This is a genomic window from Streptomyces sp. NPDC021622 (assembly GCF_040640795.1).
Taxonomy (GTDB): domain Bacteria; phylum Actinomycetota; class Actinomycetes; order Streptomycetales; family Streptomycetaceae; genus Streptomyces.
This window is the reverse complement of the sequence record NZ_JBFACK010000029.1, coordinates 68094-84651: the sequence shown is the minus strand read 5'-3', so window position 1 is coordinate 84651 and position 16558 is coordinate 68094. Positions and strand designations below refer to the sequence as shown.

The 16558-nt window shown below is 72.0% G+C and carries 12 protein-coding genes and 2 tRNA genes; 6 read left to right on the top strand and 8 right to left on the bottom strand.

Going from position 1 to position 16558, the window contains the following annotated elements:
- Positions 1-115 precede the first annotated feature (115 nt).
- Positions 116-727 (bottom strand): hypothetical protein, encoded by a 612-nt coding sequence (locus AB0G47_RS39350; protein ID WP_360780400.1) that lies wholly within the window; start codon positions 725-727, stop codon positions 116-118.
- 216 nt (positions 728-943) lie between these two features.
- On the opposite strand from AB0G47_RS39350, the gene AB0G47_RS39345 reads away from it, so the two are divergent.
- Positions 944-1240 (top strand): YciI family protein, encoded by a 297-nt coding sequence (locus AB0G47_RS39345; protein ID WP_360780397.1) that lies wholly within the window; start codon positions 944-946, stop codon positions 1238-1240.
- On the opposite strand, the gene AB0G47_RS39340 is transcribed toward AB0G47_RS39345, so the two are convergent.
- Positions 1237-2415 carry an oxidoreductase gene (locus tag AB0G47_RS39340; RefSeq protein ID WP_360780394.1) on the bottom strand — a complete coding sequence of 393 codons (1179 nt, stop codon included), beginning with the start codon at positions 2413-2415 and terminating at the stop codon, positions 1237-1239. The genes AB0G47_RS39345 and AB0G47_RS39340 overlap by 4 nt on opposite strands.
- A gap of 218 nt (positions 2416-2633) precedes the next feature.
- On the opposite strand from AB0G47_RS39340, the gene AB0G47_RS39335 reads away from it, so the two are divergent.
- Entirely contained in the window at positions 2634-3050 is a 417-nt protein-coding gene (locus AB0G47_RS39335) for an SsgA family sporulation/cell division regulator (protein WP_360780391.1), read from the top strand.
- 25 nt (positions 3051-3075) lie between these two features.
- Here AB0G47_RS39335 and AB0G47_RS39330 read toward each other — a convergent pair whose 3' ends face one another.
- The gene (locus AB0G47_RS39330) at positions 3076-3912 is read right to left on the bottom strand and encodes an isocitrate lyase/phosphoenolpyruvate mutase family protein (RefSeq protein WP_360780388.1); all 837 of its coding nucleotides are present in this window, start codon (positions 3910-3912) and stop codon (positions 3076-3078) included.
- A gap of 357 nt (positions 3913-4269) precedes the next feature.
- On the opposite strand from AB0G47_RS39330, the gene AB0G47_RS39325 reads away from it, so the two are divergent.
- The 4 genes from AB0G47_RS39325 (at position 4270) to AB0G47_RS39310 (ending at position 10206) form a co-directional block, all read left to right on the top strand.
- Positions 4270-5901 (top strand): ABC-F family ATP-binding cassette domain-containing protein, encoded by a 1632-nt coding sequence (locus AB0G47_RS39325; RefSeq protein ID WP_360780385.1) that lies wholly within the window; start codon positions 4270-4272, stop codon positions 5899-5901.
- Positions 5902-5911: 10 nt separating this feature from the next.
- Positions 5912-8203: an excinuclease ABC subunit UvrA gene (locus tag AB0G47_RS39320; RefSeq protein WP_360780382.1), complete on the top strand. Its 2292-nt coding sequence runs from the start codon at positions 5912-5914 to the stop codon at positions 8201-8203.
- A gap of 72 nt (positions 8204-8275) precedes the next feature.
- On the top strand, positions 8276-9052 hold the full coding sequence (gene ddaH / locus AB0G47_RS39315) for a dimethylargininase (RefSeq protein WP_360780379.1): 777 nt from the start codon (positions 8276-8278) through the stop codon (positions 9050-9052).
- A 182-nt stretch (positions 9053-9234) separates the two neighbouring features.
- Positions 9235-10206, top strand: a complete 972-nt coding sequence (locus AB0G47_RS39310) for an acyl-ACP desaturase (RefSeq protein WP_135333005.1) — start codon at positions 9235-9237, stop codon at positions 10204-10206.
- A gap of 26 nt (positions 10207-10232) precedes the next feature.
- Here AB0G47_RS39310 and AB0G47_RS39305 read toward each other — a convergent pair whose 3' ends face one another.
- The 5 genes from AB0G47_RS39305 to AB0G47_RS39285 form a co-directional block, all read right to left on the bottom strand.
- Positions 10233-13574: a hypothetical protein gene (locus AB0G47_RS39305; protein ID WP_360780376.1), complete on the bottom strand. Its 3342-nt coding sequence runs from the start codon at positions 13572-13574 to the stop codon at positions 10233-10235.
- 92 nt (positions 13575-13666) lie between these two features.
- A tRNA-Trp gene (locus AB0G47_RS39300) sits at positions 13667-13742 on the bottom strand.
- Positions 13743-13853: 111 nt separating this feature from the next.
- Positions 13854-15068 (bottom strand): ribonuclease inhibitor, encoded by a 1215-nt coding sequence (locus AB0G47_RS39295; protein ID WP_360780374.1) that lies wholly within the window; start codon positions 15066-15068, stop codon positions 13854-13856.
- A complete protein-coding gene (locus tag AB0G47_RS39290) occupies positions 15062-16411 on the bottom strand; it encodes an SDR family oxidoreductase (protein ID WP_360780411.1) in 1350 nt (449 codons plus the stop codon). The genes AB0G47_RS39295 and AB0G47_RS39290 overlap by 7 nt, the downstream gene beginning before the upstream one ends.
- Before the next feature lie 66 nt (positions 16412-16477).
- A tRNA-Ala gene (locus AB0G47_RS39285) sits at positions 16478-16549 on the bottom strand.
- Positions 16550-16558: the final 9 nt, after the last annotated feature.

The following is a 16558-nucleotide window of genomic DNA, read 5'->3' as shown; positions in this document are numbered from 1 at the left end:
TACGTGGTTGACCACACTGTCCTGCCGCCACCGCGCGAAGTCCCGTGCGCCGGGCGCGAGGAACCGCTCGTACCCCCGGCCGTCCCAGCCGTGCATCACTTCGTACGGTGTCAGCTCACTTCGTAGCGGCGAACTTCCAGATGAACGGCTCGCCGTCCTCCTCCGACCACTGGACCTCGAGGTCCTTGGCGTCCTTGGGAATCAGGTAGGTCTCGCACAGGACGTGGCTCTCACCCTGCTTCCAGCCCTTGAGGGAGTAGGCGTCCTCGCAGCCCGGAGCATCCTCCGAGGCGCCGATGAGGAGCGTTCCGGGCCGGCCGTCCGCGAGGATCCTGGTTTCGTCGTTGGCGTCCGGGGTCTCCTTGAGGGCCGCGCCCGACTTGTGCGTGAACTTCACATGGGCGACGGCGGGGACCAGGCCCTTGGCCTTCTTGGGGTCGCCGACCAGCTTCTTGGTGTCGGCCTCCGTGCCCACGTCGACCTTCTGCGCGGTGATCTCGTACGTGACGGGGGCGTCGCCCTCCTTCACCTTGCCGGTGGCGCTCTCGCCGGTGCCGAGCTCGCCGCCCGACTCCGGCTTCGCCTTGGCCTTGTCGGCCGCGGCCGGCTTGTCCTTCGACTTGCCCGACGAGGACTTCTCGTCGTCGCCGCCCCCGCAGGCGGTCAGCGCGAGGGCCAGAACGGCCACGGGCGCGGCAAAGCGAAGGGCGGTCTTCTTGTGCAGCAAAGTGAACTCCCGGCAGAAATGGGCCCGCCGCTCACCCTGTGGTCAACCCACGGGAGCGGCCGGAGGAGCGGTCAGCATATGAGTCGACTACGCATCGCGTCGAGCCGGTTCCGCTGCGTACGTCAGTGATTCGTTAACACTTGCTACGCATTCGGAAGAAAGCGAACGGCCCAGCGGGGACTACGTATTGCGGCTCACAGCGGTAGCCTCGCGATCATGTTCGTTCTCGAGTTGACCTACACCGCGCCCGTCTCCGCCGTCGACCAGGAGATGGAGGCCCATGTCACCTGGCTCGACCAGCTGTACGCCCAGGGCGTCTTCATCGCCTCCGGGCGCAAGAACCCGCGCGACGGCGGCGTGATCCTCGCCGTCGCCGACGACCGCGCGACGATCGAGAAGATCGCGGCGAGCGACCCCTTCGTCGTCGCGGAGGTCTGCGAGTACCGGATCACGGAGTTCATCGCGACGAAGACCGCCCCGGAACTCGCCCCGTACCGCCAGCAGTTGCCCTAGTTCTGCCCCGCTTCGGGCTTCTGGTCCCGCTCCCAGCGGGCGATGCGGCCCTTCTCGCCGGACGCCCAACAGGACCGGTCCCGGGCGCAATCCACCGTGTCGTACGACCCCGTGTCGACGGTACGCCAGCTGCGCCCGCCGTCCGCGGAGACGTCGGTGCCGGTCGGGCCGACGGCCAGGGCCGTGGTGCGGCTCCCCGGCAGCCAGGCGACGCCCGAGCGGTAGGCGGGCGGGGGCTGCGCGGACGGGGTCCAGGTGCGGCCGCCGTCGCCGGTCGTGGCCGCCGCCTTCGGAGAGGGCCGGCCGGCGCGGTAGTCGCCGCCGACCGCGATGCCGTGCGTACGGTCGCGGAAGGCGAGGCCGAAGACGCCGCGGGCCGGGTCGCCCGCGGGGATCGGCGCGTCGGTGGCCTGCCAGGTGCGGCCGCGGTCGGCGGAGTGCAGGACACGCGCGCGCGGCGCGCCGCCGGTGGCCAGCCACACGTCGCGGGGGCCCGAACTCACCAGGCACTGGCCGCTCGCCGCGAAGCCCGCCTCGCCCTCCTGGGCCGCGGGCATCCCGTCGCTGGGCAGCACCTTCCAGGAGCGGCCGCCGTCGCCGGTGGACAGGATGCGGTACTTGCCGTCGACCGGATCGCTCATCGCAAGGCCGTGGCGCCGGTCGAAGAAGGTCATGCAGTCGTAGAAGGCCTTGGGGTCGGTGTTGCGGAACGACTCGGTCCAGGTCGCGCCGCCGTCCGCGGTGCGGAAGACCCGCGACGCCTCGCCCTCACCGATGGCGAGGACCACCGCGCGGCGGCCGTCGAACGCCTCGATGTCGCGGAACTCCAGCTCGGCGGCGCCGGGCGGGGAGACGTCGCGCCAGCTCGCGCCGCCGTCCGTGGTGCGCAGGACCGTGCCCTTGGAACCGGCCGCCCAGGCGGTGTCGCGGCCGACGGCGGCGAGGCCACGGAAGCGGGCGTCGGTTCCGCTGTCCTTCACGTCCCAGCCGCCGCGCTGCGCGGTCGGCGCCGGCGCGTCAGCCGTCGGAGCCGCCTGCGCCGACCCGGGCTCCGCGAGTAGCGTCGCCGCGAACGCCGCCCCGCACAGTCCCACCGACACCACACGGCCCAGCGACTGCGCCGCCCCCGTCTGCCCCGCCCGCATCGTCCGCCTCGAATTCCCCATACCCCTCATGGCGCGCGAAACTAGCCCACTCCCCCGGCCCCGTCCAGATGGCCTCCCTGTCCCGCCGGGGCCCCTGGAACACCCGGATCCTTCCGGGAATCCCGTGAAAAGAGTGAATAGAGGGCGGTGACCGAGGTCACTCGGTGTTCGCGTGCACGGATTCCTCCATTCCGACGTCTATCTCAGTGCCGACCCCAGTCGTCCAGCTGTGAGTGAGGGAGCAGGCGTTGTCCAACCGCATCGAGCAAGCCGTAGAGGCCCGCCTGGTAGCCGCCGCACCGCGGATGCCGACCATCCCCGCGAAGCTCCACTACGACCCGCGCGACCCGTTCGCCGTCCACATGAGCTTCCCCGCCCCGGCGACCCTCGAGGGCGTCGAGGTCTACTGGACCTTCGCCCGTGAACTGCTCACCCAGGGCACGGAGAACGCGGTGGGGGACGGCGACGTCCGGGTGCGCCCCTACGGATTCGACCGCACCGTCCTGGAGTTCCACGCCCCCGAGGGCACCGCGATCGTCCACATCCGCTCCGGCGATCTGCGCCGCTTCCTGCACCGCACCATGGCCCTGGTCCCCGCGGGCGACGAGCATCTGCACGTCGACCTGGACCAGGACCTCGCCGAACTGATGCGGGACGCCTGCTGACGCCACAGCCCCGGCCGCCCCGCCCTCAGGAGCCGAGCAGCCCGTTCAGCTCCCCGTAGTCGAGCCCGCCCGCGAGCGACTCGTACGTCCCCTCGGCGAGCAGCTCCCGCGCGGCCCTGCGCACGACGGCGTGCGCGGCCTGCGCGATGCCGGCGCCCACGCTGATCCGCGCGACCCCGAGCCCGGCGAATTCCGCGACCGACGGCGCACCCGGGCCCGCCATCACATTGAGCGGCCCCGCCACGCCCTCCACGAGCACCTTGACCGTCGCCGGATCGACCGCCCCCGGGACGAAGATCCCGTCCGCTCCCGCGGCGAGGAAGGCGGCCGCCCGCTCCAGGGTCAGACCGACGCGGTCGGCACGCGCGCCCACGCCGCGCAGATACGTGTCGATGCGGGCGTTCACGAAGAGCGGCACGCCCGCGGAGTCGGCCGCCGCACGGACCGCGGCGATGCGCTCCGCCTGCTCGGCGACCGGACGCAGCGGTGCGTCACCGTCGTACAGGGCGTCCTCGATGTTCACGCCCACGGCGCCCGCCGCGAGCACCGCGCGCACGGTGTCGGCGACGCCCGCAAGATCCTGCGCGTAGCCGCTTTCGATGTCCGCGGTCACCGGCACCCCGACCGCCGCCGCGATCCGGGCGACCGCGCCGAGCGCGCGGTCCCTGCCGAGGTGGTCGCCGTCCGCGGCCCCGAGGTCCCACGCGACCCCGGCACTGGTCGTGGCGACGGCCGTGGCGCCCGCGGCCTCGACGATGCGGGCACTCGCCGCGTCCCACGCGTTCGGCAGCACGAGCGGCCGTCCGGCGGTGTGCAGGGAGCGGAACTTCAGAGCGCTGTCACGGAGGTTCGTCGTCGTCATGCGGACCACTCAACCAGCGTTCCGTGGACCGGGGCTGGCGAGAATCCGACATGTACGTCGCCGTGGTCCGTTGTAATTCGTTGACAGCCGAGCGATCCCCTCGTACGTTGTAGAACGGTTCTGTTGTCGCCGATAGGAGAAGGACGTTGCTCGTCTGAGGTCTGGAGTCACCGCGTCACACAGCTCGGCTGTGTGCGTAGCGTGCGACCTCGGCGTTCGAGCCGTCCCCGGCGCAGGGCCTTTTCTCATGCCCCCGCGCTGACGCCTCCGTCTCCGCCTCTGTCTGTCGCACCCCGCGGTGTCCCGAAACGCGTTGCCCCTTGACCGCGCTTCATCTCACGCAACCGCGAGGCCTGTATGTCTACTCACCCCACCTCCATCACCTGCACGTCGCTCGACTTCACCTGGCCGGACGGCACCTCGGTCTTCGACGGGCTCCAGGTGGCCTTCGGCCCCGGCAGGACCGGCCTCATCGGCGTCAACGGGTCCGGAAAATCAACCCTGTTGAAGCTGATCGCCGGTGAGCTGACGCCGGGCGACGGCGTCATCCGGGTCGCGGGCGACATCGGCTATCTGCCGCAGAACGTCACCCTCGACACCGGACTGCGCGTCGACGACGTACTCGGCATCGCCGGGACGCGTGCCGCGCTGCACGCCATCGAGGCGGGCGACGTCGCCGATGAGCACTTCACCGCGGTCGGAGACGACTGGGACGTCGAGGAGCGCGCGATCGCGACCCTCGACCAGCTGGGCCTTGGCCACATCGGCCTCGACCGCACCACGGGTGAGGTGTCGGGCGGCGAGTCGGTGCTACTGCGTCTTGCCGCGCTGCTGCTGCGCCGCCCCGACGTGCTGCTCCTCGACGAACCCACCAACAACCTTGATCTGTACGCCCGCCGGCGCCTTTACGAGGCCGTCGAGGCCTGGTCCGGAGTGCTCGTCGTGGTCAGCCACGACCGTGAACTCCTCGACCTGGTCGACCAGATCGCCGACCTCAGGGACGGCGAAGTGAAGTGGTACGGCGGCAATTTCACCGCATACGAGGAGGCCCTTGCCACCGAACAGGAAGCGGCGGAGCGCATGGTGCGCGTCGCCGAGTCGGACCTGAAGAAGCAGAAGCGTGAACTGGCCGACGCTCAGGTCAAGTTGGCCCGGCGCAAGCGGTACGGCCAGAAGATGTGGGACCAGAAGCGCGAGCCGAAGATCGTCATGGGCGAGCGCAAGCGCGCGGCGCAGGTGTCCGCGGGCAAGCACCGCATCATGCACGAGGAGAAACTCTCCGAGGCCAAGGAGCGTCTTGACGATGCCGTGGAGGCGGTGCGTGACGACGACGAGATCCGTGTCGACCTGCCGCACACCGCGGTCCCGCCGGGCCGCACCGTACTCGGTCTCAGCAATCTGACGCTGCGTTATGGAGCGCGCGTGGCGGGCGAGTTCGAGCTGCGCGGGCCCGAGCGGGTCGCGCTGGTCGGCCGCAACGGCGCGGGCAAGACGACCCTGCTGCGGACCATCGCGGGGGAGCTGGCCGCCGAGGAGGGGGAGGCGCTGGCGCACGTCCCGATGCGCTTCCTGCCGCAGCGGCTCGATGTGCTCGACGAGGAGCTGACCGTCGCCGAGAACGTGGCACGGTTCGCGCCCGACGCCACCAATAACCGGATCCGGGCGCGCCTCGCCCGCTTCCTGTTCAAGGGGGCGCGGGCCGACCAGCCGGCGGCGACCCTGTCGGGCGGCGAACGGTTCCGGGCGGCGCTCGCGGCGCTGTTGCTCGCGGAACCCGCGCCGCAGCTCCTGATGCTCGACGAGCCGACGAACAACCTCGACATGGCGAGCGTGAAGCAGCTGGCCACGGCCCTGGAGTCGTACGAGGGAGCGCTGATCGTGGCCAGTCACGACATGCCGTTCCTGGAGTCGATCGGCATCACACGCTGGCTGCTCCTCGACGGCGAAATGAAAGAAATCACGACAGAGGCTGTCGGGTATCCCGGCTAGCTTCGCGTGCATGCACCAATACATCACCATCAGGGGAGCCCGTGAGAACAACCTCAAGGAGGTGAGCCTGCGCATCCCGAAGGGCCGGCTCACGGTCTTCACCGGAGTCTCGGGGTCGGGAAAGTCGTCGGTCGTCTTCGACACGATCGCGGTCGAGTCACAGCGCCAGCTGAACGAGACCTTCACGTGGTTCATCCGCAACCGGCTGCCCAAGTACGAGCGGCCGCACGCGGAGACCATCGAGGATCTCTCGCCCGCGATCGTCGTCGACCAGAAGCCCATCGGCGGCCACTCCCGCTCGACGGTGGGCACCATGACGGACATCTACTCGGTGATGCGCGTGCTGTTCTCGCGGCACGGCACACCGAGCGCCGGACCTGCCACGGCGTACTCGTTCAACGACCCCTCGGGCATGTGCCCCGAGTGCCACGGCCTCGGCAGGACCGTGCGGCCCGACTACGACCGCATCCTGGACCCCGCCAAGTCCATCGCGGACGGCGCGATCCTCTTCCCGCCGTTCGCCGTGGGGACCTGGCAGGGCCAGACGTACACCAACACACCCGACCTCGACACGCACAAGCCGGTGGGTCAATTCACCGCCGCCGAGCGGCAGTTCCTGATGCGCGGCGACAGGAACGGCGGCAAGGTCAACGTCAACAACACCGGCGGCACACGGGACATCGACTACGAAGGTCTCGCCGACCGCTTCGAGCGGCTCTATCTCAACCGCGACCTCTCCGCGCTCTCCCAGAAGACCCGTGACCTGGTGCAGCGTTTCCTCGTCGAGGGCGAGTGCGACGCCTGCCACGGGGCGCGGCTCAACGCGGCGGCGCTCGCGACGCGGATCGACGGCAGGAACATCGCCGAGTGCTCGCGCATGGAGGTCACCGACCTCATCGCCGCCCTGGAGCGGATCGACGACCCGGTGGCGGGCCCCATCGCGGGAGCAGCCGTGGCGGCGCTCGAGCGGATCGAGGCGATCGGCCTCGGCTATCTCAGCCTCGGGCGCGAGACGTCCACGCTCTCCGGCGGCGAGGGGCAGCGCCTGAAGATGGTGCGGCATCTCGGCTCCAGCCTCACCGGCATGACGTACATCTTCGACGAGCCCAGTGTCGGCCTGCACCCGCGCGACGTGGGCCGTCTCAACGATCTGCTGCTGCGGCTTCGCGACAAGGGGAACACCGTCCTGGTCGTCGAGCACGACCCCGACGTGATCGCCGTCGCCGACCATGTCGTCGACATGGGTCCTGACGCGGGCGCCGGAGGCGGCCTGGTCGTCTTCGAGGGGACACCGGACGAGCTGCGGCACGCGGACACGCTCACCGGCCGGTTCCTTCGGCGCTCCACAGGCGTCAAGGAGAGCCCGCGCGAGGCGGTCGGCGGGCGCTGGGTCAAGGGCGCCGACCTGCACAATCTCAAGGATGTCAGCGTGCGCGTGCCGACCGGGGTGCTCACGGCGGTGACCGGTGTCGCGGGCTCCGGCAAGAGCACGCTCGTGTCGCGGGCGTTCGTCGACGAGCATCCGGACGCCGTGGTCGTCGACCAGTCGGGCATCGGCATCTCGGGCCGGTCGACCCCGGCGACGTATCTCGGGATCATGGACTCGCTGCGCAAGCTGTTCGCCCGCAAGACCGGCCAGGATGCGGGGCTCTTCAGCTTCAACTCCGCGGGAGCGTGCGAGAGTTGTCAGGGGCGCGGGATCATCTACAGCGATCTGGCGTTCATGGATCCGGTGACCACGACCTGTGAGGCGTGCGAGGGGCGGCGCTTCAAGGAAGAGGTGCTGCGGCTCACCGTGGACGGCCGCTCCATCGTCGACGTCCTGGAGATGACGGCCGAGCGCGCTCTCGACTTTCTCGCCGCCGTCGACGACAAGGCGGTACGCCGCCGGCTGCGCGCCCTGCGGGACGTCGGGCTCACCTACCTGACGCTGGGGCAGCCCCTGAGCACGCTCTCGGGCGGCGAGCGGCAGCGCATCAAGCTGGCGACACAGCTGCACCGCACCGGCACGACGTACGTCCTCGACGAGCCGACGACCGGCCTTCACATGGCGGACGTGGGCGGGCTGCTCGCCCTCCTCGACCGGCTTGTCGACGCGGGGAACACGGTGCTCGTCGTCGAGCACAACCTGGAGGTCGTCAAGCACGCGGACTGGGTGATCGACCTCGGCCCTGACGGCGGCAAGCACGGCGGCCGCGTCGTCTTCGAGGGGACACCGCAGCAGCTGATCGGCACGGAAGGGTCCTTCACCGCCGCCCATCTGCGGCGAGACCTGGGCCTGGAGCCCTCGCGCGCTGCATGATGTGCGGCAACACCCCGGCCCGGCACCCCGCCGGGCCGGGCGCCCCCGCCGCCGCACTACGGAGAACGCCCCGTGCCCAGCAAGAAAGCGCTGATCCGCCGCCCCAGCCCGCGCCTCGCCGAAGGCCTGGTCACGCACATCGAACGGACGCCGGTCGACGCGGACCTCGCCCTCGAGCAGTGGGAGGCCTACGCCGAAGCGCTGCGGGCGCACGGCTGGGAGACGCTCGAGGTGGAGCCCGCCGACGACTGCCCGGACGCGGTCTTCGTCGAGGACGCGGTCGTGGTCTTCCGCAATGTGGCGCTGATCGCCAGGCCCGGCGCCGAGTCGCGGCGCGGCGAGACGGCCGGGGTCGAGGAGGCGGTGGCCCGGCTCGGCGCCTCGGTGAACTGGGTGTGGGAGCCCGGGACGCTCGACGGCGGCGACATCCTCAAGATCGGCGACACGATCTACGTCGGACGGGGCGGGCGCACGAACGCCGCGGGCGTACGGCAGCTGCGGGCGGCCTTCGAGCCGCTCGGCGCGCGCGTCGTCGCCGTACCCGTCAGCAAGGTCCTGCACCTGAAGTCCGCCGTGACGGCGCTGCCCGACGGCACGGTCGTCGGCCATCCGCCGCTGGTGGACACCCCTTCGCTCTTCCCGCGCTTCCTGCCCGTGCCGGAGGAGTCGGGGGCGCACGTGGTGCTGCTCGGCGGTTCGAAGCTGCTGATGGCGGCGAGCGCGCCGAAGACCGCGGAGCTGTTCACGGATCTCGGGTTCGAACCCGTCGTGGTGGACATCAGCGAGTTCGAGAAGCTCGAAGGCTGTGTGACATGCCTCTCAGTGCGGCTCCGCGAGCTGTACGCCTGACCAGTACTGGGGCGGATGTGGCGATCGGGGCCGGTGGGCCCCGCTTTCTCAGGCACTTTACGGAGGGCTTAACCTACGGCAACGTAACCTACGACACCGTAGGTAGGTAGCACCCGCTCGTGCGACCTGGTAACCCCCTGTAGCCCGTTATCCGAAAAATCTCCCGTCCCCCTGGAGCCCCCGTGACGATCACCTCTCCCCACCTCGGCAGCACGGACGACTGGACCGACGCCCGGTTGCTGTTCGCCCTGGAAGAAGTGGTCGAGAAGGAGCTCAACCGCCACCTGAAGGTGGCCAAGGACTGGATGCCGCACGAGTACGTCCCGTTCTCGGACGCCCGGAACTTCCCCGGCTACTTCGAGGACGGCGAGGCCTGGGAGCCCGAGCAGTCCAAGGTCACCGACATCGGCAAGGTCGCCCTGGTCGTCAACCTCCTGACCGAGGACAACCTCCCCAGCTATCACCACGAGATCGCCACCCTCTTCGGCCGCGACGGCGCCTGGGGCACCTGGGTGCACCGCTGGACCGCCGAGGAGGGCCGGCACGGCATCGTGATGCGCGACTACCTGCTTGCCTCGCGCGCCGTGGACCCGGACAAGCTCGAGCAGTTCCGCATGGCGCACATGGCCGAGGGCTTCGAGTCCGACAACCGCCACTCGATGCTGCACTCGGTCGCGTACGTCGCCTTCCAGGAGCTCGCGACCCGCGTCTCGCACCGCAACACCGGCCACCAGTCGGGCGACCCGGTCTGCGACCGGATGCTGGCGCGCATCGCCACCGACGAGAACCTGCACATGGTCTTCTACCGCAACCTCCTGGGCGCGGCCTTCGAGATCGCCCCCGACCTCACCATGCAGTCCGTGCGCGACGTCGTGGTCAACTTCCGTATGCCCGGACACGGCATGCCCGGCTTCGAGCGGGCCGCCGCGCAGATGGCGATCGGCGAGATCTACAACATGCGGATCCACCACGACGACGTGATCCAGCCCGTCCTTCGCTACCTGAAGGTCCTGGACATCGACGGGCTCGGCCCCGAGGGTCTCAAGGCGCAGGAAGAGCTCGGCCTGTACATGAACGGGCTCGACACCGAGGCCGCCAAGTTCGACGAGAAGCTGGCTGCGCGTAAGGCGCGGATGGCTGCGCGGGGGAAGTAGGCGCGGCCGCCGGTGTGCACGGCGGGTCATTCCTCCGCCGTGCACACCGTCAGAGCCGCGTCCCGGACGTCCGGGACCGGATGGAGCCGCAGGGACACGAGCAGGTCCCGCCAAGGCGCGGGCCAGTTCGTGCGCTCGCCGAGCGCATCCGTGATCGCCAGGGCGAAGAACCCCTCCGCATGGCCGCCTTCCTCCGCGAGGCGGTGCGCCACGGGCAGCAACAGAGCCTCCCTCGTGTGCTCCGTGTCCGCGAAGCGCGTCCGGAGGGCGATCGCGGTCTGCATCGCGAGCACCGGCCGCCCCTCGTGCAGTCGGGCAAGGCGCAGCAGCGCCGCACCGGGCTCCACGTCGACATCCATCGCCGCCGCAAGGATCTCCGCGGCCTGTGACACGTAGTCCGCGTACCCGGCGAGCACGTCACCCGCGGCCAGAGCGGGAATCCCATAGGTCCCGCCTTCCTCTGCCAGCGTCTGCGCCAGATACTCGATCCGCCGACGGGCGGGCAGATCCCGGCCCGGAGTCGAAGCGGGCGCCGCCTCCGCCAGCGCCGCAAGCGCCCCGCACAACGCCTCTCCCCCGCGCGGAGCGATCGCCGCCGCCGTCACGAGCCCCCGCGCCGCCGCGCGCCACGTGGCCCGCCGGGACAGATCCGCGACCGCCTCCGCGAGGACCGCGGCCGCGTCCGGCGACCACGGGGCCCACCGCGCCAGCGCCGACAGCGCCAGGGCCGCCGCGTCGTCGTCATCGGCGCCGACCGCCTCACGTACGAGACGCGCGTACCGCTCCCGATGTCCCTCCGCCAGATCGAGCGGCCGCACCCGCAGCACGGCCGTCCGCAGCACCGCCTCGCCCGCCGCGGCGTCCCGCAGCAGCGCCCAGACCCGCTCCTCGCCAAGGAGCCCGCCCGCGAAGGCGACACACGCCGCCCGTACGTCACGGTGGGCACCCGGCGCCTCGTAGGCATCGCCGAGCAGCGCCGCCGCCTCGGGCGCGGGCAGCCGTACGGCGGCGAGCCTCGCGGCCTCCTTGCGGCTCGTCACCTTCTTGCCCTCGCCGCACAGGACCTCCCGCAGCAGCGCCGCGAGGCGGGACGGTGCGAGGTGGCGTGACGCCTGCGTGGCCGCGTACACGGCGACGCGCGCCCGCTCGCCCCCTGCGTGCGCGAGCAGCTCGGGCAGGGAGTCCCCCGGCCGCTGGGTGTGGGCGAGCGCGCCGAGGGCCGCCTCGGCTAGCACCGTGTCGGGCGATCCGGTCCAGCGGCGTACGAGGTCCTCCCCGGCGCCGGGCATGCACGCACCGCGCGCGATCGCCGCCGCGCGGGTCCACTTCGGCAGCCCCGCGTCACCCGCCGCTTGGGCCAACTGCCGTACCAGTGCGTCCTGTTGGCGCGGCAGCCAGCGGCGTATCTGCCAGGCGTAGGCCGGTACGGTCCACGCCGCGCCCTTGGTCAGGAACCGCCCGTACGGCGGTGTGCCGGACAGGAGTTGGTCGAGCAGGTCCGTGCGGCGGGCGCACAGCAGTGAGTACACGGGGGTCAGCACGCCCGTCGACGGCTCCTGCGCGAGCACCCGCGCCACGCGCTCGTCGCGCGTCGCGGCCGGTTCAAGCCACAGGGCGATCGCCTTCGAGACGGTCGCGTTGTCGCCGAAGCGGATGGCCTGCCAGAGGAGTTCCTGGAGTTCGGGCAGGCCCGCGGCGCGCTTGCCGACGGCTCGGGCGAGCGCGAAGGCCAGGCTGTAGTCGGCCTTCTCGGCGCCCGCCTCGATCCAGGGGCGCAACGCTTCGAAGACCTGGCGTTCCTGGCCGCGGCGCAGTGTGCGGTCGAGGCGGCCGAGGTCGGCGCCGCCGGTGCTGCCGGAGATCCGGACGAGGGTGCGCAGCGCCCAGTTCACCAACTCCCGCTCCCCGCCCGCCGCGTGCTCGCGCAGCACGGCGACGGCGAGGCGGCTGAGTGCGCCGCGGGTGCCGTACGAGGAGTCGCGGGCGGCGACGGCGTCGGCGCAGATCCGGTCGAGAAACGGTTCGGCGTCGGCGCCGAAGAGTGCGGGGCGGGTCTCGGCGAGCGCGGACAGGGCGGCGGAGCGCACCGGGTCCTGCTCGTTGGCGAGGCGCGTCATCTCTTCGAGCACGGCGGCGACTTGGGCGCGTTCCCCGGAGCGCGCGGCATTGCGGACGAGCAGCGGCCAGGCCTCGGCGCGGTCCTCCGCGGCCGACCGCCGGGTCGCCGCGACGAGCCGCTCGCGTACCTCGGCGCAGGGCAGAAAGGACTCGGCGAGCAGGACGGAACTCCCTTGCCCGCCACGCTCCTTGGCCCGCTCGGCCATCCGCCGGGCCACGTCGGCGACCGCACTGCGGGGCAGCGCGCCGAGAAGAACCCCGTCGACGGTGGTGAACCCCGCGCCGCGCCCCTCTACGGCCCGCGCGTACACGGCGGCCCGCTCCCCCGGCGGGTGGGCGAGGATCAGCCGGGAGAGGTCGGCGGAGTCGTCGGCGACGGCACGGGCGTACGCGAGGAGTTCGGGGGCACCGGAACGGGCGAGCTTGCGCAGCACGGGCATCGTGAGCTCACCACTGCGCCGCAGCGACCACCCCCACGTCCCGGCGAGCATCTCCAGCACGCGCCCCGGAGCCACGCCCGCGAACACGCCGATATACGACCGGAGTTGAGCGGGAAAGTCACTGGGTGCGAACCGGTCCAGCAGGTCGAGCACCCGGACCGGCTCGGCGTCCGTGGCCGCCGCGATCCCTGCCGCGTACCGCTGCCACCAGGCGTCCCGCAACGCCTCGGGCAGCGCGCCGAGTTCGCGTGCCGCCACGTCGATGAGCACACCCGCGTGCCGCTTCGCCAGCGGCCGCCACCCGCGTACGGCGTGGAAGAGCTCCGGCATCAGCCGTTCCACCACGGGGACCGAGCAGCCGGGCAGCAGCCTGGCCGCCTCCGTGTCACCCCACGCGCGCCGCAGCGGGCCGATGACGCGATCGGCGAGCGCGGTGCGGCGCCCGGCGACGATCGCCTGAAGCAACTGCCGCCGCACCGCTTCGGGGGCATCGTCGAGCGCGGCCTCGAAGGCGGCGTCCGGCACCCCATGGCTCTCCGCGATCCGCAGCGCGTGACCGCGCACGAAGGGGTCGGGGTCGGCGAGCCGCGCCCCGGTCCACTCGGCATCCCCGCTGGCACAGGCGAGCACGATGGCCACTCCGCGCTCGTACGCCCCGCCGCACTCCAGCTCCTCCAGGACCGACCGCAGCGCGCCGCGCGCCGCGAAGTCCCGGGCGCTCTCGGCGATCTCGCGCATCCGGCGCGGATACGGCAGCGGATCGAGGTCGGAGAGCAGATAACGGGCGGCGGTCTTCTCGGGCGGGGCCATGCGCGGATTCTGCCTGGCGGGACCGGCCCGGGGACAGCGAATTGCGGAGGTGACGGGGAGGTACGGAGGTGACGGGGGTGAAGAGCTGAGGGGGCGGGGCGGCTGGATTCGAACCAGCGTGTTCCGGTTTTGGAGACCGCCGCGACTGCCTCTGCGCTACGACCCCGCCCTTGGGGGGATCGTATCCCCCGGGCTCCGGGCCCCGTAAGGGGCGCGGGGAACTGCGCGACCAGCCCCCACCGATCCGCAGAATAAATCACCACATGCCCAGCAAAGCCTTCACCGATGCGCGCTGCGTACGGCGGCAACGTCCGCCGGGACACTCGGCACGGCGATCTCCGCAGCGAACGCCGCAAGCCGCCGCTTGACGCTGGCCGCGACACCCTGGCCCAGGACGAATCGCGTAGGCGTCAGCGCCAACGCGGCGCCGTCCAGAAGCCGGTGCGCCTCCCGGCTGCGCAGCCCGGTGTGGCTGAGCACCAGGTGGGCCAGGCGGTGCTCCCCCGCGGCGAGACTTCCGGCGATGGCGGTGGCGGCCGCGTCGTCGACACGGTTGTCCGCCGCGCCGAGCGCCCCCGCGGCGCGCACCCGGCCGAGGTCGAGCAGCTCGACTCCGGCGGCCACGGCGGCGGCGACAAGGCGGGCGGCGGCGCGTGGCCCGATGCCGTTGCTGGCGACGGCGAGGCGGTCGAGCCCGCCCCACGGCGCACGCTCAAGACCTTCCGCGAGCCGCAGCGCTCCCGCGTCGCCCAACTGCGCTGCCGATACGTAAAGTTCACGCACCCCGCCCGGGGCGATCAGCTCGGCGAGCGGCGCGGCCCCCGCCGGGCCGAGCGGATTGCCACCCAAGAAGACCCGTTCGACGCGCCGCCCCGCGGCGGCCGCCGCGAGCAGCGCGTCGGCGAGGACGGCGGTCCCGGCCGCGTCGAGCCCCGTCTGGACGAGGTCGAGCGTGCGCAATGTCCTTACGGATTCGATCAGTTCGGTCGCCGCGGCGCCGCCCCGCGGACCCAGCGGATTGCGCTTGAGCCAGACGCCCGTCACCACCTGCGGCGAGGCCCGCAGCTGATCCGCGATGCGGCAGGCGCCGCCCGCGGTGATGCCGTTGCAGCCGAGGTAGAGGGTCTGCACCCCCTTGGCTCCGGTCGCGGTGGCCGCCGCGACGGCCGCCCCCTCGTCGCCCAGGCCGTCGGTGCCGAGCAGCAAGTGACGTACAGGAGGAGGCCGTTCAGTATCGCGTTCGGCATCCGAGCCGCCCCGCAGCGCATCGGCGACCAGCGCGACGCCCTCCGCACCGAGCGACTGCTTACACAGGTCGAGCCGCCCGTCCGGAAGTACCGTCCCGGCCGCGAAGTCGAGGCGCTCGCCGGCCGGACGGCCGCCCCGCAACCAGTCGAGCAGCGGCTCCAGTTCGGCGGCGGGGCGTGGCACTACGCGCGGAACTCCCGCGAACGCGAACTCGAACGGGCCCACGGCCGCCGGGTCGTTCACCACTCCGCCTCCCGATAGTCCTTGAGAAAGACCCCGGAGACGGGTGCGCCCGCCTCGCCGCGCACGATCGGGTCGTAGATCCGCGCCGCGCCGTCCACCACGTCGAGGGGCGTGCGGAAGCCCGCGCCGGCGATGCGGTCCTTCTTGGGCGCCGGGTTCTCGTCCGTGATCCAGCCGGTGTCGACGGCGCACATGTGCACGCCGCGCTCGGCGAGTTCGGCTGCGCTGGTGCGGGTGAGCATGTTCAGGGCGGCCTTCGCCATGTTCGTGTGCGGGTGTCCTGGCATCTTGTTGCGCACCGCGAAGCGGCCCTCGACCGCCGTGACATTGACGATGTACGTACGCGGCCGTGGCGAGGCAAGGAGCAGGGGCAGCAGGCGGTCGCAGAGCAGGGCCGGGGCGAGCGCGTTGACCAGCTGGGTCTCCAGGACCTCGGCGGGGTCGAGGTCGCCGAGCCGGGCCGACCAGGAGTTCTCCGGCGAGGGGTCGGGCAGCAGCCCCGCCTCGTCGGCCTCGCGAAGGACCAGGGCGATGGCGCCCTGCGCCGCTGAGCCGTCGAGCGCCCGCATCGGCCGGAACCCGGGCGCCGCAAGCGCCCCGGCGGGCAGTGTCGCCGACTCCCCCGCCGTGAGCGCCGCGTACGACTCCGGCGGCCGCCGGACCGTCTGCGCGGCGTTGTTGACCAGGATGTCCAGCGGCTCGCCGGCCTGCCGCAACTCCTCGCACAGGCCAAGGACCTGTCGCGGGTCGCGCAGGTCGACGGCGAGCACCGTGAGCCGGTCGAGCCACTTCTCGCTGCCCGGCACCGCGCGGAAGCGCCGCTCCGTGTCGTGCGGGAAGCGGCTGGTGACCAGGAGTTCGGCGCCGTCGCGCAGCATCATCAGGGCCAGCTGGAAGCCGATCTTCACGCGGCCCCCGGTGAGCAGCACGCGGCGCCCGCTCAGATCGGTGGTGAGCGCGCGCCGGGCACGGTTGTCGGCGGCGCAGTCGGGACAGAGCCGGTGGTAGAAGGAGTCGACCTGTCGATACGACGCCTTGCAGACATAGCAGGGCCGTGGCCGCCGGAAGGCACCGACCGCGCCCGTCGAGGCCTCGGCGACCAGCGGCGCGTCCTCGCGGCGGCCGTCGGCCCCGGTGGCGGTGGCGGCCATCACGGCCGCGTCGGCGGCGGAGAGTTCGGCGCCGCGCGCCTTGCGTCTGCGCAGCCGTCCGTCGCGGGCGAAGGACGCGGCGACCTGCTCGGCGCGCAGCCGCACCGGGTCGTCGACGGGCAGCTCGCGGAGCCTGCCGACCATGTCGTGGAAGACCGCGAGGTCCGCCGCGCTGATCCCACCGCTCTCGCTGATCCCACCGCTCTCGCCGATCCCGCCGCTCTCACTCATCCGTCCCGCCCCGCCCGTGCCGCTCGCCCGTGGTCCCGGCCGGATTCGAACCGGCGTATCCGCCATGCCGTGGCGGCGAGTCTGCCTCTGCTCTACAGGACCCCGCATACG

What these genes read in the sequence shown, in the direction of transcription:
- AB0G47_RS39305 (WP_360780376.1), bottom strand. Translation starts at nt 13,574, where the DNA reads ATGGCCCCGCCCGAGAAGACCGCCGCCCGTTATCTGCTCTCCGACCTC.
- AB0G47_RS39330 (WP_360780388.1), bottom strand. Translation starts at nt 3,912, where the DNA reads ATGACGACGACGAACCTCCGTGACAGCGCTCTGAAGTTCCGCTCCCTG.
- AB0G47_RS39320 (WP_360780382.1), top strand. Translation starts at nt 5,912, where the DNA reads ATGCACCAATACATCACCATCAGGGGAGCCCGTGAGAACAACCTCAAG.
- AB0G47_RS39345 (WP_360780397.1), top strand. Translation starts at nt 944, where the DNA reads ATGTTCGTTCTCGAGTTGACCTACACCGCGCCCGTCTCCGCCGTCGAC.
- AB0G47_RS39325 (WP_360780385.1), top strand. Translation starts at nt 4,270, where the DNA reads ATGTCTACTCACCCCACCTCCATCACCTGCACGTCGCTCGACTTCACC.
- AB0G47_RS39340 (WP_360780394.1), bottom strand. Translation starts at nt 2,415, where the DNA reads ATGAGGGGTATGGGGAATTCGAGGCGGACGATGCGGGCGGGGCAGACG.